The organism is Thalassospira sp. B30-1 (genome assembly GCF_015767575.1).
GTDB lineage: Bacteria > Pseudomonadota > Alphaproteobacteria > Rhodospirillales > Thalassospiraceae > Thalassospira > Thalassospira xiamenensis.
This window is the reverse complement of the sequence record NZ_CP065232.1, coordinates 1589195-1606875: the sequence shown is the minus strand read 5'-3', so window position 1 is coordinate 1606875 and position 17681 is coordinate 1589195. Positions and strand designations below refer to the sequence as shown.

Below are 17681 nucleotides of genomic sequence, written 5' to 3'. Positions count from 1 at the left end.
AATAGTCTGATCAGTTTTTCGCGGACAACCACGCAATGCGCAGGATATTGGTCGCCCCCGGGGTCCCAAACGGGACACCTGCGGTAATCACCAGCGAATCCCCAGCCGCAGCAAACTCTTCACGTTTGGCCACCTCGCAGGCAATGCCGACCATCTCGGCAAAGTTGGTCGCATCACGGGTAAAGACCGCATGCACGCCCCAGCACAACGTCATCCGGCGTGCCGTCTGGATTTTCGGCGTCAGTCCAAGGATGGGAACTTCCGGGCGTTCACGCGCCGCACGAAGCGACGTTGAACCCGACGTGGTATAGGTCACGACCGCCTTGGCACCAATCGTTCCGGCAACCTGACGGGCCGCAGCACTGATCGCATCCGGCGCATTATGCTCGGGATCCGGACGGTTGGCATCGCGCAGACGATAATAAAGTTCGTCCTGCTCCACCCGGATCATGATCCGGTCCATGATGCTGACGGTTTCGATCGGATATTTGCCCACCGCACTTTCGGCTGACAGCATCACCGCATCGGCACCGTCATAAATGGCGGTCGCAACGTCGGATGCTTCGGCACGGGTCGGGGCCGGGTTGCTGACCATCGAATCCAGCATCTGGGTCGCAACAATCACCGGCTTGCCAGCTTCGCGGCACGCCTTGATGATGCGTTTCTGCAGGATCGGAACATCTTCAGGCGGGCATTCAACACCCAGATCGCCACGTGCGACCATGATGATGTCCGAAAGTGCCACGATTTCATCAAGATGCTCAATCGCCTGCGGCTTTTCCAGTTTGGAAACGATTGCCGCACGACCATTGATGATCTTGCGCGCCTCGGCAACGTCTTCGGGACGCTGGACGAATGAAAGTGCGACGAAATCAACGCCCATCTCAAGACCGTAATCCAGATCAATACGATCCTTGTCGGTCAGGGGCGACATCGGCAGCATCACGTCGGGCAGGTTAACGCCCTTGCGGTTCGACAGCGGCCCTCCGGTAATAACGGTGCACTCGGCTGATTTGCTATCGCATTTTTCCACCCGCATGCGCAGCTTGCCATCGTCAAGCAACAGGTTCGCACCGGGCTTGAGTGCTGCAAAAACTTCGGGATGGGGCAATGAAACGCGGGTTTTATCCCCTGGTTTCTTGTCCATATCGAAATGGAAGGTCGCACCGGCTTCAAGTTCGATCTTTTCGTCGGCAAAGGTACCGCAGCGGATCTTTGGTCCCTGCAAATCCATCAGCACGCCAATCGGACGGCCAAGCTTGGCCTCGACTTCACGGATTGTTTCAAAACGCGCCTGATGCTCTGCATGTTCACCATGCGAGAAATTCAGCCGGAATACATCAACACCCGCCCTTACGATCTTTTCCAGAGTTTCCGGATGAGAGCTCGCTGGCCCCAGGGTTGCGATGATCTTCGCCTTACGTTGTCGGCGCATCGGCTCTTACCTCTTGTTTTTTGGTTTCCATTGGGTCTCTCCGCTTCGGCCATAGCTTCCCGGCGAGGCGTCGAGACGTCCTGATTTTTCTCTGGGGGTACCCCCTTAATAGTCAATCAAGCCCTGTTTGAACAGGGACTTTTCGCTAAATGCCTTTACAAAAATGTGATTTTTCTCTGGACAATTACAAGCAGGCACTCCTTTAAAGAAGCAGTGCAGCAATCAATTGCTGGCAGGCGGCCCTGCCCGGCAATCGCTTTTGATAACCGCATATTTACAACCGTGCGCGAACACATCGGGGATCGGACAAATGAGCAAATGGCATCATCGCTTCCTGGGACTGGCATCCCATATTGCCGAATGGTCAAAAGACCGTAGCACCCAGGTCGGCGCGGTTGTCATTGGCCCGAAAAAAGAAATTCGCGCCGTTGGCTATAACGGGTTTCCCCGCGGTGTCGATGACAATGTCGAAAGCCGCCATCAACGCCCGGAAAAATACGCCTATACCGAACATGCCGAACGCAATGCGATCTATAATGCCAGCTACACCGGCACATCGCTTGACGGCTGCGCGCTTTATGTCACCCATTTCCCCTGCTGCGACTGCGCGCGCGCCATCATTCAGGCCGGCATCGCCGAAGTATTTGTCGATAAAAGCAAACTGACCGCCGATTTTCTCGAACGCTGGCAGCAGGACATGACCATCTCGACCGAAATGTTTGGCGAGGCGGGCGTGGCCGTTCAGGTCATTGACGAAGAAGGCACAACCGAACCCCTGCCCGACACCGTTCCCGATCATTCCTGATCTTGCCCTTTTAATTTTGCAGACCCGCCCAATATAGGGTGATCTGTGGGATCATGAGCATGAACAAAAAGAACGCAAACGTCGTTTGTTCAATATCTGCACAAGGTTAGGCGTCAGTATTTGTCAGAATTCCAAGCTGACAAAACGCCGCTTTAGCCTTGCTGCTAATCAGACAAAGGTATAAGCAATTAGGATCACGCTAGTACGATCATCACGCGAAAAAAGGCCCTGACCAGAACAAGGACCGGGACCGTGACGACGCACAGGATAAAAGGCCGAATGAGCGCAAAGATCGATTTCAGTAAAATCAGTTTTCTGGTCGTCGATGGCGACAAGATTTCGGCCCAGGTAGTTTTCGATACACTTTCGTATCTTGGTGCGACAGCCGTGCAGCGTGTCCGCTCCCCGAACGATGCGTTCGAGGTTCTCCGGACCCAGCAGATTGATATCATCGTCACCGAATGGCGTCTGCGCGGGATGGATGGCCTTGAATTCCTTGATGTTCTCAGGAATTCGGTCAATTCGCCCAACCGGTTCATTCCGGTAATCATGTTGACAGCACATTCGGAGCAGCGATACGTCACCACTGCGCGTGACCTCGGCATCACGGAATTTCTTGCCAAACCGTTCAATGCCAAGGCACTTTATAGCAGACTGGTATCGGTCATCACCCGTCCGCGGCATTTCGTCAATACCGGCACCTATTTCGGGCCGGATCGCCGCCGCAGACAGGTCGCCTTCGACGGCCCCGACAGACGGAGCCCCGATGATTAATGACCCATTTTGACTGGGGGACCGGAGCAATCGTGACGCCCGAAAAGAAAAAGAAAAAAGCCCAGATCATTCCGCCTCAGACGGATCTGAAGCGACGTACGGTCAATTTCGTCAAGGGCTTTGACATCAATCTGTCCCCTCAACAGCTGGACGAACTTGAGCAGGTCGTCCAGCGCAGCACGGAAACCTTTGTTCGCGATATAGGCAAGGACCTTGCCGACTGCCGCAAACTGGTCGTTGCCGCCATCAGCGATAATTCAAAGGCATCAACCGCGCTGGAAAACAGTGCCGACCTTGCCTATTCGGTGAAGGCACTGGGTGGAACATTCCAGTATCCGCTGATGACACAGATAGCAAAGTCACTTGAAATCTTTGTCGCAGACCGGACCACCGCCAATATGAAGCAGCTTCTTGTCATTCAGCTTCATATTGATTCTCTTTACGTCATTCTGGCAAGCCGCGTCACCGGGTTTGGCACCACCGTCGAACAGGCAACCGTTGCCGCACTGACCAAGCTTGCCGAACGCTACGAGCTGCCACGCGAATAGCCTGCCAGCAAACCAGCCATCAAAGGCCTTTGCCCGCATCGGACAGGGATGCTGGCGATGCATGCCATCACCGTGCGTTCCCGTTCACAGCGAAAAGCATGATCTGTCCCGCCGCGTCACGCTCATTGTCATCAATGGCATGCTCCATGCGCGCCTCGATCCGCTCCAGTCGCTCGGTAATTTCGGGCAGCTGATCCATGATCCATTGACGGACTTCGTCACTCCCCCCGGCCAAGGCGGCGTTCTGCCCACTCCACAGCAAAATCAGGCTGCGCACGATCCGCATATCGCACGTCACGCCCCCTCTGGGGCGGATTGCAGACGATATCGCGTTTGATCTCGTCGCAAGATCGGCTTTTAACCCGGCATCTATATCATCAAGCACGGCAAGGATCGTGTTCCCCATGAAGCCCCCGCTTCGGTTATTCCCTGTCAGGGCCCGGCACCCTGTTTTTGAATCATCCCAAACTTTTACATCTGCTTACCGACCTGTACTTTGATCAGCATCAAACAGGTCCCGGAAACGATCTGCAGCAGATATCCATCACCTCAAGGATATATTTTGCACGACACAAAACGCGCCATGGTGGCGACAGCCAAAAAAGTATCGAACACGATCAAAAAAGGTCTTGCGCCCCCTCGGACCTGCTGTTAGAAACCGCGCCACACACCGAGCGGGTGTAGCTCAGTTGGTTAGAGCGCCGGCCTGTCACGCCGGAGGCCGCGGGTTCAAGTCCCGTCACTCGCGCCACTTTCCACCTGATGGAAAGTTCAAAAAAGACGCCACGGTTCGCCGTTGGCGTTTTTTTGTTTCTCATCCCGTTTTTCGTACCGAACCGACATGCCGACGAGCGACGTGGCGTCCATCGCTCATACGCAACACGTCGAAAAAACAGGCAGGTCGATTTTCCCATCCCGTGCTGCGCGAAAACGGCGCGACCACACGACCGCCAAAGCATTTCGTCTCCCGGTTTTCAACGCATTTGCAAAGCCCCCTTTACCCTGACCAATCAAGGCTTCATTTTTTTGAAAAAAAGCCCTTGCCAGACCGAACCACCCCTTATATAAACCGCGCCACACCAAGCGGGTGTAGCTCAGTTGGTTAGAGCGCCGGCCTGTCACGCCGGAGGCCGCGGGTTCAAGTCCCGTCACTCGCGCCACTCTTTTTAAAGAGTACGGAAAGTCGCTTTAACAGCGGCTTTTTTTGTGCCTGAAATCAGGCCCCTCCCATCTCCTGCCCCTCACCAACCAGACCATCACAACCCAAACGTGAACAGGCAAGATACCACACAATATCTTGCGTGTTTTTTGGGCATTCCTGACCGTCTGGTCATTGATTAATCGTATAATTTATGCTTCGCTCTACAGGTTCTAGTCGAAGATCCTACAGGTCGCCCCACACAGAATGACCTGTTGATCCAACAAGCAACAAAACGGGAGGCGCAAAATGCGCAAACTGATCGCAGGGCTGGTTCTGGGAACCGCACTGGCTACCGCACCAATGGCGGCACAGGCCGAAACCCCTAAAAATGCCCTCGTCATGGCGTTTGCCATCGACGACCTTATCACACTCGATCCGGCCGGGATGTTCGAATTTACCGCCTTGGAATATGCTGGCAACACATATGACCGCCTGATTGGCTTTGATAATGACGACGTCTCGAAAATTTATGGTGTCGTCGCCGAAAGCTGGGACGTCTCCGAAGACGGCCTGACCTTTACCTTCAAGATTCGCGACGGCATCAAATTCGCATCGGGCAATGACCTGACCGCCGAAGACGCTGCTTTCTCGCTGCAACGCGTCGTCCTGATGGATCAGTCCCCGGCCTTCATTCTCGGCCAGTTCGGCTTTACCGCCGAGAACGTCAAGGACAGGATTCGCGCGACCGACGCAAACACGCTGGTCATGGAAGTCGATAAGCCCTATGCGCCCAGCTTCGTGCTGTACTGCCTGACCTCGGGCGTGGGCGCTGTTGTCGACAAGGAACTCGTCCTTGAACATGAAAAGGATGGCGACCTTGGCGCAGAATGGATGAAAACCAACTATGCCGGTTCCGGTCCGTTTGTCCTGAACAAATGGACCCCGGGCGAAAGTCTTAGCCTGACGGCGAACGAGGATTACTGGGACGGCGCACCGGCCATGAAGCGCGTCATCATCCGCAACGTCAAGGAAGCCGCTTCCCAGCAGCTCCTGTTGCAGAAAGGTGATATCGACATTGCGCGCAACCTCGAAGCCGATCAGCTTGCCTCGGTCAAGGGTGACGAAAACATAAAGCTGCTGTCCAAAGGCAAAGGCGCACTCTGGTATCTTGGCCTGTCACAGAAAAACGAATTCCTGTCCAAACCGGAAGTTCGCGAAGCGCTTAAATATCTCGTCGATTATGATGGCATTACCGAAACCATCATGGCGGGCCGCGCCCAGACCCATCAGGCATTCCTGCCCGAAGGTTTCCTTGGCGCCTATAACGAAAACCCCTACTCGCTTGACATCGAAAAGGCCAAGTCGCTGCTTGCCGACGCTGGCCTTGCCGATGGCTTCAAGGTGACCATGGATACGCGTAACACCACGGCAGTGATGTCGATGGCACAGTCGATCCAGGCAACCTGGGCACAGGCAGGTATCAATCTGGAAATCATTCCGGGTGATAACAAACAGACCCTGACCAAATACCGCGCCCGCCAGCACGATATCTATATCGGTCGCTGGGGCCCGGATTATCAGGATCCGCACACCAACGCCTCCACCTTCGCGTGGAACCCCGACAATTCCGACGATGCATCGGCCAAGCCGCTTGCATGGCGTAACTCCTGGAACCCGGGTGACATGACCGCCGAGGTCGACAAGGCCATTCTTGAACGTGACGGCGAAAAACGTGCTGCAATGTATGTGGACCTTCAGAAAAAGGTTCTCGAAAGCGGTCCGTTCGTAATCATGTTCCAGGAAACCGAAATCGCCGCGATGCGGGACAATGTGAACAATTTCGTCCTCGGTCCGTCGTTCGATAACAACTATTATCGTTTTGTCACCAAGGACTAGGGAGGCAACGGTCGGATGACCGCAGCTACGCGAAAATCACGGGACGGGCGCACACGCGCCCGTCTCTTTTCCAGCACGGGCGCAAACCTTGTGCGTATTGCTTCATCGCTCGCCATAACCTTTTTCGGGCTTTTGCTGGTCACCTTCCTGATCGGGCGCGTTTTGCCAATCGATCCGGTACTGGCCGCTGTCGGCGATCATGCCTCCGAACAGGTCTATGAGCGCGTCAAAGAAGAAATGGGCCTGAACCTGCCGCTTTGGCAGCAGTTCTTTGTCTATATCAGCAATGTTGTCCAGGGTGATTTCGGAACGTCAGTTCTGACATCAAACCCGGTCCTCGAAGACATCAAACGCGTCTTCCCCGCCACATTGGAACTGGCCACCCTTGCCACCGTCATCGGTGTTTTCCTTGGCGTTCCGGCCGGTGTTTTTGCCGCGATCAACAAGGGCAAATGGCCCGACCATATCGTGCGCATCATCGGGCTTGCCGGGTATTCGATGCCGATCTTCTGGCTGGGCCTGATGGGGCTTCTGGTGTTTTACCTGAAACTCGACTGGGTTGCGGGTCCGGGCCGACTGGATGCCTTCTATGTCGATTTCATCGAACCGACCACCGGTCTGATGCTGGTCGATACCCTGATCGAAGGCGACATGGACCTGTTCTGGAATGCCGTGTCGCACATCATTCTTCCGGCTTCGATTCTTGCCTATTTTTCACTGGCCTATATTGCGCGCATGACCCGCTCTTTCATGCTTGAACAGCTCAGCCAGGAATACATCCTGACCGCAAGGGTAAAGGGCATTTCCGAAACCCGCATCATCTGGCGTCATGCCCTTGGCAATGTGATGGTGCCCCTCGTCACCGTGATTGCGCTGTCCTACGCCAACCTGCTCGAAGGATCGGTTCTGACCGAAATCATCTTTGCCTGGCCGGGACTGGGTCTTTACATCACCAATTCGCTGCTCAATGCCGATATGAACGCGGTTCTGGGTGGTACCGTCGTCGTGGGTGCGGTGTTCATCGGGGTCAATATGCTGTCCGATGTGCTCTATCGCCTGCTTGACCCGCGCGCACGGAGATAGGTCACCATGAATATCACAAGCAACGCCGTCAAACCCGGCCTGAAACAGTGGCTGACATCCGACACCCCGCAATCACGCTGGCAGGCCAAATGTGGCCGGGCATGGCTGGGCTGGCTTAAATTCACCGAAAACAAGCTCGCCATGATCGGTCTTTCGATCGTTCTGGCCCTGATCCTTGTCACCATATTTGCCCCGCTTCTGGCACCTTATGATCCGCTGGCCGCCGACCTTGCCAATCGCATACAGTCGCCCAGTGCCGAACACTGGTTTGGCACCGATCAGCTGGGTCGCGATATCCTGTCGCGTCTGATTTACGGCGCGCAATACACCCTGATGATTGTGGCCCTTGTGGTGATTACCGCGGCCCCCGTCGGGCTTCTGGTCGGCACCGCTGCCGGGTTCTTTGGCGGCTGGATTGATGCGACATTGATGCGCATCACCGATATTTTTCTGGCCTTCCCGAAACTGATCCTGGCCCTTGCCTTCGTTTCTGCATTGGGACCGGGGATCGAAAATGCGGTTCTGGCCATCGCGTTGACCGCATGGCCACCCTATGCGCGCATTGCACGCGCCGAAACCATCACCGTCCGCAGGTCCGACTATATCGAAGCCGCCCGGTTGCAGGGTGTCTCGAATATGGGTCTGATCCTTGGCCACATCACCCCGATGTGCATAAGCTCGCTTGTTGTGCGTGTCACCCTTGATATGGCGGGCATGATCCTGATTGCAGCCGGTCTTGGCTTCCTTGGACTTGGCGCACAGCCGCCCATGCCCGAATGGGGAGCAATGGTGTCCGAAGGCCGCCAGTTCCTTCTGGAACAATGGTGGGTATCGACCGTACCGGGTCTTGCAATTTTCGTGGTCAGCCTTGGTTTCAACCTTCTGGGCGATGGCCTGCGCGATGTTCTTGATCCACGTGGGGGCGACTGATCATGACAAACGAAACCCTTCTGTCTGTCAAAAACCTCGCCATTACCTTTTCCACATCCAAGGGGCCGGTCCATGCCGTGCGTGGTGTGTCCTTCGATCTCGGACGGGAACGGCTCGGTATTGTTGGCGAATCCGGTTCCGGCAAATCCCAGACCGGGCGCGCCATTCTGGGCCTGACGGCGGCAAACGGCAAAATCACCGCCGATCAGATGCAGTTCCACGATCTGGACCTGCGCAACCTTTCGAAACGCGACTGGCGCAAGGTCCGTGGTGCGCGTATTTCCATGATCATGCAGGACCCGAAATATTCGCTAAATCCTGTCATGACCATAGGTGATCAGATCATCGAAGCCTATCGCGAACACCACAAGGTCAACGCGACCGAGGCCAAACGCCGCGCCCTCGATATGCTCGCCGCGGTCAAAATCCGCGATCCCGAACGCGTGTTCAAATCCTACCCGCACGAAGTATCGGGCGGGATGGGCCAGCGCGTCATGATCGCCATGATGCTGATCCCCGATCCGGAAATCCTGATTGCCGATGAACCGACATCGGCCCTTGATGTCACGGTACAGCTCCAGGTAATGGCGATCCTTGATGATCTGGTGCGTGAACGCGGCATGGCGCTGGTTTTCATCAGCCACGATCTGCATCTGGTCTCAAGCTTCTGCGACCGGGTTCTGGTGATGTATCAGGGCCATGTCGTCGAAGAAATCCGCGCATCCGAACTCGATCAGGCCAAACACCCCTATACGCAGGGCCTTCTGAACTGCCTGCCGAAAATGGATGGCAACCACGCCGAACTTCCCGTCCTGACCCGCGAAGCAAGCTGGGCGGAGGCCTGAGATAAAAATGACTGCAATGATTGAAATCACCAAACTCAATGCCTGGTTTGACGACAACCACGTGCTCAAGGATGTCGATATTTCGGTTCCGGCCAACGGATCGTTCGGTCTGGTGGGCGAATCCGGTTCGGGCAAATCAACCGTCCTTCGCACCATCACCGGTCTTGTCGATGACTGGGAAGGCAATATTATCGTCAATGACAGGGAACTGACCCAAAAGCGCGACAAGACATTTTACCGTCTGGCGCAAATGGTCTTTCAGGACCCGTTCGGATCGCTTCATCCGCGTCACACCATTGACCGCATCCTGACCGAACCGGTCAATATTCACGGGCTTGGCAATTCGGATGCCCGCGTGGTCGAGGCATTAAAACAGGTCGGGCTCGATAATTCCTTCCGCTTCCGCTACCCCCATCAGCTTTCCGGCGGACAGCGCCAGCGTGTCGCGATTGCCCGTGCGCTTATTCTCGAACCGAAAATCCTGCTGCTTGATGAACCGACATCGGCACTTGATGTCTCGATCCAGGCCGAGGTGCTCAACCTGTTGACCCGGTTGCGCAATGATCTGGGCCTGACCTATATCATGGTCAGTCACGATCTCGCCGTGGTCGCCCATATGTGCGACGATATCGCGATCATGAACCACGGCCGCATCGTCGAACGCGCCACCGCCGCCCAGCTTGCCGACGGCAAACTGGAAAATCCCTATTCACAGCAGCTTTTCAAGGCCGCCGGGGGGTATGACCGCGCCGTCATCGACAGCTTCGTGGATTGGGACTGAACAGCGGCCCCGCACGCGCCAGAAGAACCACGCGCCAGAACAACAAGGGACATCATGAACGTCACCACCGCCCCGAACACGTCCGCCAACAGGTCACGCCATCGCCCCGCTTTCACGTGGGATGCGCATGCCTGCCTGCCGCTTGATCCCAAAACACCGATCAGCCTGCTTGATAACTATGTCGCGGGTGATGTTGACTATGTCTGCGTCAATGTCGGCATGGATATGAATTCCGTTGCCCATATCCTGCGCGTGATTGCCGCCTTCCGGGCTAAAATCGCCGCCCACCCCGACAAATACATGCAGATCGAATGCTTTGATGATCTGGCAATCGCCAAATCAAAGGGCTTGCTGGGGGTTGGTTTCGACCTCGAAGGCTCGGTCATGTTGCAGGACATGCCCGAAATGGTCCCGGTCTTTGCCAAACTGGGTGTCAAGCAGATCCACTTTGCCTATAACCGCAACAATTCGGTGGCCGGTGGCTGTCATGATGACGATATCCCGCTGACCGCGCTGGGCCATGCCATGGTCAGGGCCGTGAATAACAGCGGCATGATCATGGATTGCTCCCACACCGGTCGCCAAAGCAGCCTTGATATCATGCGGGCATCAACCAAACCGGTCGTCTTCAGCCACGCCAACCCCAGGGTGCTTGGCGGGCATGAACGCTGCATTGATGATGAACAGATCAAGGCCTGTGCCGATACCGGCGGGGTGATCGGCATTTGCGGCTTCCAGCGCTTCATCAAATCACCGAACGCCCCCGAAGTCCCCGACATGATCCGCCATATCGACTATGCGGTAAAACTGGTCGGCGTGGACCATGTCGGCATCGGCCTTGATACAATGCCCAGTGTCGCGGGCACCAACGACTTCCCCGATGGTGTTGACCGCGCCTTTTACTGGCCCGCCGAACGCGGCTATGGCCCAGGTGCTGGGGGTGCAGCCGTGTTCGACCCGAAAAAGCTCCCCGCCCTTGCCGACGCCCTGATCGCCGGAGGCTACAAACCCGACGACGTTGATAAAATCATGGGTGAAAACTTTGTCCGCGTCGCGAGGGAAAGCTGGTAATTCTGTTGACATGGAGCGATTCTGGTAACTGATTTTCCAGAAGCCAGCAGCGCTATCCGATATCAATTGGTATCCTGTGTAAATGACAGAAAATGATAACTTTTCGTCGCCTGAAAACATCGACCTTCCCGCGCGGACATCACCACAGGGGATAATGTCTTTCCTGCAGGAAGACACCTTGTTGCGTGAAGAAGCCGGTACGTGGAAAGATATCGAGATCCAGATATTTTCCCACCGGAGCCTCAGAAAACCGTTTCTGGTTCCTGCAGTAGCAGAACCAATGCTTGTTTGGGTCCTAAGCGGTGCAGCAACTGTTGCGGAACGAGAACTTGACGGAGAATGGGTATCCTCGGACGTAAGTGCCGGGGATTTTTTTCTCACCTATTCGTCAACACCCTATGAAATGCGCTGGAAGGCTCAGGACGAACACCCCTTCCAAGTCATGCATGTGTATCTGTCGATCCCTCTTCTGGAAGCCGCAGCCTCCGAAATACTCGGATTAAGCGCAAAGCAGATCTCCCTTCGCGAGGTATCTGGGGAACGCGACGAAATCATCGGTAATCTCCTCACGCTGCTTTCTCAGGAAATTCGCGCGCCACACTTGAAAAGCGCGCTTTATATAGCTGGAATTGCCCAAAGCATCGCTGTTCATCTCGTTCGGAAATACGGCCTCTCGGATTCCGGTAAAACACTTTACGGCTCGCGATTACCTGCTTTCAAGCTCAGCAGGGTCCAAGCCTATCTAAAGGCCCACTTGGACAAAAAATTCGATCTGGAACAATGCGCCAAAGAGGCAGGCCTAAGCCCTTTCCACTTTACGCGCCTGTTTAAAAAGACAACCGGCATTTCCCCTTCGCAATATTTCATTCGTCAAAAGATCGCAAAATCCCAAATTCTTTTGCAGGAAACCGAGATGAGCATCATCGAGATCGCTCTTGCGGTCGGCTATGAAAATCCCGGTCACTTTTCCCAGGTTTTCAAACGCGAAACAGGATTAACGCCCCGGCAATACCGTTCAAATTGATCAACCGTCGCCGACGGTTGAATAAAATTATCGCAATATCACAATAGTTTTCGCAATCGGCCGAAAGATCGCATTTCGCCGAAAGATTAGATTGCTCCTGTCAAACACGCCAGCCAGATCCGATGATCCGTTCTGGCTGGCCCATTACGGGTAACAGGAGTCCAAAATGCCGAACCTTGAAGGCAAAGTTGCATTGATCACCGGTGCGTCCAGCGGCATTGGCGCCGCAACCGCACGAAAACTGGCAAAGGCAGGCATTACAGTCGGCATCGCCGCTCGACGCCTTGATCGACTTGAAGAACTGAAAAGCGACATCGAAAAAGATGGCGGTAAAGCCATCACCATCGAAATGGATGTGGCCGATGTCAAATCCGTTGAAACCGGGGTTGGTCATCTTGTCGCAGAAGCCAGAACAATTGATATCCTGTTCAATAATGCGGGCCTGATGCCGCTGTCAGATATTGACGAATTCAAGATCGATGAATGGCATCGCATGGTCGATGTCAACATGAAGGGACTACTCAATACCACTGCCGCAGCCCTGCCGCACATGATTGCGCAAAAGTCCGGTCACGTATTCAACACGTCTTCAATTGCAGGACGTAAAGTATTCAAGGGACTAACGGTTTATTGTGCAACGAAGCACGCCGTTACCGCCTTTTCGGACGGACTGCGCATGGAGATCGGCAAAAAACACAATATACGCGTGACCTGCATTCAACCCGGTGCCGTATCGACCGAGTTGTACGAACAAATCAGCGATCCCGTCGCGCGCCAGCAGATGGAAGACCTGCGCACACAAATGACGTTTCTGGAGGGTGACGATATCGCCGATACGGTTCTCTATGCCCTGAAAGCGCCTACACATATGAACATGGCGGAAATGTTTGTCATGCCCACACAGCAGGAATGGTAATTGGCAGCCTTCAATTGCCCTTGCGGTTCCGCCGCAAGGGCACCGTTTTTCCCGTGTTATTCTGGTCTTGTGATCCCCTCTTTGCCGTATGTCTTTGCGTTGTTCACGGCCTTGATGGTAGGATAAAGTAGGATCAAAAGACGAAAGATGACCTTATGATCAAAAAAAGCATCACGGTCACCGAAACGCAGGAAGCCTGGATTCAGGCGCAGCTTTCAACCGGTCAATACGCATCCGACAGCGAAGTGGTGCGCGAAGCGTTGCGGGAAAAACAGATGCGCATGGCAGAAATCGAACGCATTCGCAATGCTCTGAATGCCGCCGAGGAAAGCGGCTTTTCTGCGATGGATAAAGAAGACATCCGCGCATCCGTCAAGGCGGACCTGAAGCTCAAATGACCTCTTATCGTCTTAGCAAACTCGCAGAAGACGATATCAGACGCCTGTATCGATACGGCATTGAAACTTTCGGGCCACAACAGGCAGACATCTATTTCGACGCGTTGTTTGAACAGTTCGACAAAATCGCGCGGTCGCCCACAATTTATCAGTCTGCCGATGATATCCTCCCCGGATATCGCCGCTGTGTTTTTGCCGCGCACACCATTTATTATCGCATGGATGAAAACGTCACTCTCATCATGCGCATTTTAGGCCGCGAAAATCCCGTTTTGTCCGGACTTTGACAATCCCGGAAAAGGGACATCTCCAAAAAGCAAAATGTCCCCTCCCCTTATCTCTTAAACCGCAACCTCATCCTTGCGCACCGGGCGCGGGCGGCCTTCGGCATCAATCGCGACAAAGGTAAAGGTTGCCTCCGTTACCTTGATGCGCGGCGGCTGGTTTTTGCGCAGCACCCAGCTTTCAAGATGCAGCACCATCGATGTATTGCCGATCCGTTCGATATCGCCATACACGCACACCACATCCCCGACATAGACCGGGCGATGGAACGTCATGCCATCCACCGCCACCGTGGCAACGCGTCCCTCGGCGATCTGGCTTGCCATCACACCGCCCGCGATATCCATCTGCGACATCAGCCAGCCGCCGAAAATATCGCCGCTCGGGTTGGTGTCGGCGGGCATGGCAAGGGTTCGGGTGCACATGTCGCCGCGCGGCATGCTGTTGTCGGTACCGTGTGTGATCTCACTCTCATTCGCCATCGGGCTTACTCCTGTCTGGGCCGGTATTTTTATTGGACCTGACGGTCACGGTTTTCGCGACAAGTCTGGCACCGTTTTCTGCGCTGCCACAACGAAATTATGATCTCTGGCAAGACCACTGCTTGCATTCACGCCCAAAAAACATTTTTATGGGTCGCATCTGAAAACATATGATACTCGTTAAGCCTAAAGGCATCCAACCCCGTAAAATCAATCAACAGATATGCGTCGTTGGACCTTGTTTTAACATAATAAAGAAGTTGCGTTCCGGGGCATGACCGACCTTTTCGAAGATTCAAACCAATCGACCACCAACGCCTATTCCGCCAAGGATATCGAAGTTCTCGAAGGCCTGGAGCCTGTGCGCCGCCGTCCCGGTATGTATATCGGGGGCACGGACGATGCCGCACTGCATCACCTGGTTGCCGAAATCCTCGATAACTCGATGGACGAGGCCGTCGCCGGCCATGCCGACTGGATCGAGCTGGAACTCAGAACCGACAACACCGTCATGGTGCGTGATAACGGCCGTGGGATTCCGACCGATCCTCATCCGAAATTCCCCGATAAATCCGCCCTTGAAGTCATCCTGACCACGCTTCATTCGGGCGGCAAGTTTTCGGGCAAGGCGTATGAAACCTCGGGCGGTCTGCACGGTGTCGGTATGTCGGTGGTGAACGCATTGACCGACAAATTCCGGGTCGAAGTCGCACGCGACCGCAAACTGGTGTTTCAGGAATATTCCAAAGGCACCCCGCTGGGTCCGCTTCAGGATGGTGGTGCTGTCAATAACCGCCGTGGCACCACGGTCATCTTCCGCCCCGATCCCGAAATTTTCGGCAACCGGGCCAAACTGAAACCCGCCACGATTTTCCGTATGGCGCGCTCCAAGGCGTATCTGTTCAAGGGTGTTGAAATCCGCTGGTCGGTCGATCCGGAATTGCTGACAAGCGACGATCCGACGCCGCAAAGCGAAGTCCTGAAATTCCCCAACGGGATTCTCGATTACCTTAACATGACCATCGAAGGTCGTGATCTGATCACCGAACGCCCGTTCGCAGGCGAAGCCAAGTTTTCCGAAAGTGCCGGTCGCGTCGAATGGGCGATTGCATGGCCGGATGGCGGCGAAGGGTACTTCCATTCTTATTGTAACACCGTTCCGACGCCGCTTGGCGGTACACACGAAGCCGGTTTCCGCTATGCCCTGACCAAGGCGATCAAGACTTATGGCGACATGGTCGGTCAGAAAAAGGCCGCCGCGATCACCGCCGAGGACGTCTTTGGCGGTGGCTGCATCATGTTATCCGTCTTTATTCCAGATCCGCAGTTCCAGGGCCAGACCAAGGAAAAGCTTGGCACCGCATCGGCAACCAAACTGGTTGAAACCGCGGTTCGCGACCATTTCGATCACTGGCTGACCGGTGATACCGAAAATGCCAAACGTCTGCTTGAACGCATCATCCTGCGCGCCGAAGAACGCCAGCGCCGCAAGGAAAAGAAAGAAACCAAGCGCCAGTCAGCAACCCGTCGCCTGCGCCTTCCGGGCAAGCTTGCCGATTGTTCACGTTCCATCGCGGCTGGCACTGAAATCTTCCTGGTCGAAGGTGACTCGGCAGGTGGTTCTGCCAAACAGGCACGTGATCGTGAAACACAGGCCGTCCTTCCGCTGCGCGGTAAAATCCTTAACGTGGCATCCGCGACGCGTGAAAAGATGATGGCCAACCAGGAAATCAAGGACATGATCGAAGCCTTTGGCTGCGGTTCCGGGTCCGATTTCCGGCTTGCCGATCTGCGTTATGAACGCATCATCATCATGACCGATGCGGACGTCGACGGCGCACATATCGCCTCCCTTCTGATGACCTTCTTCTATCAGGAAATGACCGGCCTTATTGAAAACGGTAACCTGTATCTTGCCATGCCGCCGCTTTACCGCCTGACACAGGGCGGAAAATCCATCTATGCGATGGATGACGCGGAAAAAGAGGTCCTGCTCGATACCGAATTCAAGAACCGTGGCAAGGTCGAGATTTCCCGATTTAAGGGTCTGGGTGAAATGCCGCCCCCGCAGCTTCGCGAAACCACAATGGCGCCGAAAAAACGCACCTTGCTGCGCGTTTGCCTGCCCGATGCGGCCGAACCCGATGCGCGTGGCCAGACCAAGGATCTGGTCAATCGCCTGATGGGCAAAAAGCCGGAGCTCCGCTTCCAGTTCATTCAGGAACATGCCCGCTTTGTCGAGGATATCGACGTCTGATCGGATTAAAATTCTTCATCATCAAACCCGGTGCCCTGCGCCGGGTTTTTTGTCCCTGACAGCCTGATAAACAAAGCGGACACATAATGACCCACAATTATGCCGCCATCCTCCAGGATATTTCGGACGCGATCCACCAGACCGATTTTACCGACGCCCGCAAGGTCGATTATATCCCGGCCCTTGCCAGCGTCCCCGACGATCATTTTGCCATGGTTCTGCGCACCGCCGATGGAAACGAACTTGCCATTGGCCAGCCCGACCTGCCCTTTTCCATCCAAAGCATTTCCAAGGTCTTCGCCCTTGTGCTGGCCCAGCGTGCGCATGGTGATGATTTATGGAAAGCCGTCCGGCGCGAACCATCCGGTTCGGCCTTCAATTCGCTGATCCTGCTCGAACAGGAACACGGCATCCCGCGCAATCCCTTCATCAATGCCGGGGCGATCCGTGTTGCTGATCTGATCGCCTCGCGCTACGCCAATCCGGACCGTTCGGTTGCGGAATTCCTTGGTCAGCTTTGCGGCAATCCCGGCATTCGCGTCGATAACGATGTCTATCTGTCCGAAGATCAGCACGGGGATCGCAACCGCGCGATTGCCTATCTGATGAAAAGTTTCGGCAAGCTCGACAACCCGGTCGAAGACGTCGTGCGGGCCTATTTCAAGCAATGCTCGGTCGCGATGACGGCCCGTGAAATGGCGCGTGCCGCCTTCTTCCTTGCCAACAAGGGTGTTGGCATTGATGGCCGCACCGTGATCACGCCCGAAGAAACCAGCCGGATCAATGCCCTGATGCTGACTTGCGGGATGTATGACGGGGTGGGTGATTTTGCCTTTACCGTCGGCATCCCGGCCAAAAGCGGGGTTGGCGGTGGCATCATCGGCGTCATTCCCGGTGAATTTTCCGTCTGTGTCTGGTCGCCGCGCCTTGATACACGCGGCAATTCCGCCGCCGGCATCAAGGCGCTTGAAATGCTGATCCGCGCCATCGGACGATCGGTTTTCTGACCG

General features: G+C 55.1%; 18 protein-coding genes and 2 tRNA genes. 17 read left to right on the top strand and 3 right to left on the bottom strand.

Features of this window, described 5'->3' with window-relative positions; genetic code table 11:
* Positions 1–10: 10 nt before the first annotated feature.
* On the bottom strand, positions 11–1435 hold the full coding sequence (pyk, locus tag IT971_RS07570) for a pyruvate kinase (RefSeq protein WP_007091652.1): 1425 nt from the start codon (positions 1433–1435) through the stop codon (positions 11–13).
* A gap of 310 nt (positions 1436–1745) precedes the next feature.
* On the opposite strand from pyk, the gene IT971_RS07565 reads away from it, so the two are divergent.
* The 3 genes from IT971_RS07565 (at position 1746) to IT971_RS07555 (ending at position 3562) form a co-directional block, all read left to right on the top strand.
* On the top strand, positions 1746–2240 hold the full coding sequence (locus IT971_RS07565) for a dCMP deaminase family protein (RefSeq protein ID WP_007091653.1): 495 nt from the start codon (positions 1746–1748) through the stop codon (positions 2238–2240).
* Between the two features lie 279 nt (positions 2241–2519).
* Positions 2520–3014 carry a response regulator gene (locus IT971_RS07560; protein ID WP_007091654.1) on the top strand — a complete coding sequence of 165 codons (495 nt, stop codon included), beginning with the start codon at positions 2520–2522 and terminating at the stop codon, positions 3012–3014.
* Positions 3014–3562, top strand: coding sequence for a hypothetical protein (locus IT971_RS07555; protein ID WP_007091655.1), 549 nt, complete (start codon positions 3014–3016; stop codon positions 3560–3562). The genes IT971_RS07560 and IT971_RS07555 overlap by 1 nt, the downstream gene beginning before the upstream one ends.
* A 67-nt stretch (positions 3563–3629) precedes the next feature.
* On the opposite strand, the gene IT971_RS07550 is transcribed toward IT971_RS07555, so the two are convergent.
* Positions 3630–3968: a hypothetical protein gene (locus IT971_RS07550; RefSeq protein WP_063093381.1), complete on the bottom strand. Its 339-nt coding sequence runs from the start codon at positions 3966–3968 to the stop codon at positions 3630–3632.
* Positions 3969–4236: 268 nt separating this feature from the next.
* On the opposite strand from IT971_RS07550, the gene IT971_RS07545 reads away from it, so the two are divergent.
* From IT971_RS07545 to IT971_RS07490, 12 genes are all read left to right on the top strand, one after another.
* Positions 4237–4313, top strand: a tRNA-Asp gene (locus IT971_RS07545).
* Positions 4314–4645: 332 nt separating this feature from the next.
* Positions 4646–4722: transfer RNA gene (locus tag IT971_RS07540), tRNA-Asp, on the top strand.
* A 287-nt stretch (positions 4723–5009) separates the two neighbouring features.
* Positions 5010–6599: an ABC transporter substrate-binding protein gene (locus IT971_RS07535; protein WP_063093380.1), complete on the top strand. Its 1590-nt coding sequence runs from the start codon at positions 5010–5012 to the stop codon at positions 6597–6599.
* Positions 6600–6614: 15 nt separating this feature from the next.
* Positions 6615–7682 carry an ABC transporter permease gene (locus IT971_RS07530; protein ID WP_110252306.1) on the top strand — a complete coding sequence of 356 codons (1068 nt, stop codon included), beginning with the start codon at positions 6615–6617 and terminating at the stop codon, positions 7680–7682.
* 6 nt (positions 7683–7688) lie between these two features.
* Entirely contained in the window at positions 7689–8612 is a 924-nt protein-coding gene (nikC, locus tag IT971_RS07525; protein ID WP_063093379.1) for a nickel transporter permease, read from the top strand.
* 2 nt (positions 8613–8614) lie between these two features.
* Positions 8615–9457, top strand: a complete 843-nt coding sequence (locus tag IT971_RS07520; RefSeq protein ID WP_007091935.1) for an ABC transporter ATP-binding protein — start codon at positions 8615–8617, stop codon at positions 9455–9457.
* A 16-nt stretch (positions 9458–9473) separates the two neighbouring features.
* The gene (locus IT971_RS07515) at positions 9474–10238 is read left to right on the top strand and encodes an ABC transporter ATP-binding protein (protein ID WP_051682106.1); all 765 of its coding nucleotides are present in this window, start codon (positions 9474–9476) and stop codon (positions 10236–10238) included.
* Between the two features lie 54 nt (positions 10239–10292).
* On the top strand, positions 10293–11309 hold the full coding sequence (locus tag IT971_RS07510; RefSeq protein ID WP_063093378.1) for a dipeptidase: 1017 nt from the start codon (positions 10293–10295) through the stop codon (positions 11307–11309).
* 82 nt (positions 11310–11391) lie between these two features.
* Positions 11392–12333 carry an AraC family transcriptional regulator gene (locus IT971_RS07505; RefSeq protein WP_065701945.1) on the top strand — a complete coding sequence of 314 codons (942 nt, stop codon included), beginning with the start codon at positions 11392–11394 and terminating at the stop codon, positions 12331–12333.
* A 166-nt stretch (positions 12334–12499) separates the two neighbouring features.
* On the top strand, positions 12500–13249 hold the full coding sequence (locus tag IT971_RS07500) for an SDR family oxidoreductase (RefSeq protein ID WP_063093376.1): 750 nt from the start codon (positions 12500–12502) through the stop codon (positions 13247–13249).
* 155 nt (positions 13250–13404) lie between these two features.
* Entirely contained in the window at positions 13405–13647 is a 243-nt protein-coding gene (locus IT971_RS07495; RefSeq protein WP_007091940.1) for a type II toxin-antitoxin system ParD family antitoxin, read from the top strand.
* Positions 13644–13934 carry a type II toxin-antitoxin system RelE/ParE family toxin gene (locus IT971_RS07490; RefSeq protein ID WP_007091941.1) on the top strand — a complete coding sequence of 97 codons (291 nt, stop codon included), beginning with the start codon at positions 13644–13646 and terminating at the stop codon, positions 13932–13934. The genes IT971_RS07495 and IT971_RS07490 overlap by 4 nt, the downstream gene beginning before the upstream one ends.
* Positions 13935–13988: 54 nt before the next feature.
* Here IT971_RS07490 and IT971_RS07485 read toward each other — a convergent pair whose 3' ends face one another.
* Positions 13989–14414, bottom strand: a complete 426-nt coding sequence (locus IT971_RS07485; protein WP_007091942.1) for an acyl-CoA thioesterase — start codon at positions 14412–14414, stop codon at positions 13989–13991.
* Positions 14415–14688: 274 nt separating this feature from the next.
* On the opposite strand from IT971_RS07485, the gene parE reads away from it, so the two are divergent.
* Entirely contained in the window at positions 14689–16671 is a 1983-nt protein-coding gene (gene parE / locus IT971_RS07480; RefSeq protein ID WP_037987749.1) for a DNA topoisomerase IV subunit B, read from the top strand.
* An 86-nt stretch (positions 16672–16757) separates the two neighbouring features.
* Complete coding sequence (locus IT971_RS07475; RefSeq protein ID WP_037987750.1) at positions 16758–17678, top strand: glutaminase; 921 nt, start codon at positions 16758–16760, stop codon at positions 17676–17678.
* Positions 17679–17681: the final 3 nt, after the last annotated feature.

Excerpts from the sequence above, each read along its gene's own strand:
- IT971_RS07490 (WP_007091941.1), top strand. The coding sequence starts at position 13,644 with ATGACCTCTTATCGTCTTAGCAAACTCGCAGAAGACGATATCAGACGC.
- IT971_RS07505 (WP_065701945.1), top strand. The coding sequence starts at position 11,392 with ATGACAGAAAATGATAACTTTTCGTCGCCTGAAAACATCGACCTTCCC.
- nikC (WP_063093379.1), top strand. The coding sequence starts at position 7,689 with ATGAATATCACAAGCAACGCCGTCAAACCCGGCCTGAAACAGTGGCTG.
- IT971_RS07560 (WP_007091654.1), top strand. The coding sequence starts at position 2,520 with ATGAGCGCAAAGATCGATTTCAGTAAAATCAGTTTTCTGGTCGTCGAT.
- IT971_RS07520 (WP_007091935.1), top strand. The coding sequence starts at position 8,615 with ATGACAAACGAAACCCTTCTGTCTGTCAAAAACCTCGCCATTACCTTT.
- IT971_RS07495 (WP_007091940.1), top strand. The coding sequence starts at position 13,405 with ATGATCAAAAAAAGCATCACGGTCACCGAAACGCAGGAAGCCTGGATT.
- IT971_RS07530 (WP_110252306.1), top strand. The coding sequence starts at position 6,615 with ATGACCGCAGCTACGCGAAAATCACGGGACGGGCGCACACGCGCCCGT.
- IT971_RS07500 (WP_063093376.1), top strand. The coding sequence starts at position 12,500 with ATGCCGAACCTTGAAGGCAAAGTTGCATTGATCACCGGTGCGTCCAGC.
- IT971_RS07535 (WP_063093380.1), top strand. The coding sequence starts at position 5,010 with ATGCGCAAACTGATCGCAGGGCTGGTTCTGGGAACCGCACTGGCTACC.
- pyk (WP_007091652.1), bottom strand. The coding sequence starts at position 1,435 with ATGCGCCGACAACGTAAGGCGAAGATCATCGCAACCCTGGGGCCAGCG.
- IT971_RS07550 (WP_063093381.1), bottom strand. The coding sequence starts at position 3,968 with ATGGGGAACACGATCCTTGCCGTGCTTGATGATATAGATGCCGGGTTA.
- IT971_RS07485 (WP_007091942.1), bottom strand. The coding sequence starts at position 14,414 with ATGGCGAATGAGAGTGAGATCACACACGGTACCGACAACAGCATGCCG.
- parE (WP_037987749.1), top strand. The coding sequence starts at position 14,689 with ATGACCGACCTTTTCGAAGATTCAAACCAATCGACCACCAACGCCTAT.
- IT971_RS07515 (WP_051682106.1), top strand. The coding sequence starts at position 9,474 with ATGATTGAAATCACCAAACTCAATGCCTGGTTTGACGACAACCACGTG.
- IT971_RS07555 (WP_007091655.1), top strand. The coding sequence starts at position 3,014 with ATGACCCATTTTGACTGGGGGACCGGAGCAATCGTGACGCCCGAAAAG.
- IT971_RS07565 (WP_007091653.1), top strand. The coding sequence starts at position 1,746 with ATGAGCAAATGGCATCATCGCTTCCTGGGACTGGCATCCCATATTGCC.
- IT971_RS07510 (WP_063093378.1), top strand. The coding sequence starts at position 10,293 with ATGAACGTCACCACCGCCCCGAACACGTCCGCCAACAGGTCACGCCAT.
- IT971_RS07475 (WP_037987750.1), top strand. The coding sequence starts at position 16,758 with ATGACCCACAATTATGCCGCCATCCTCCAGGATATTTCGGACGCGATC.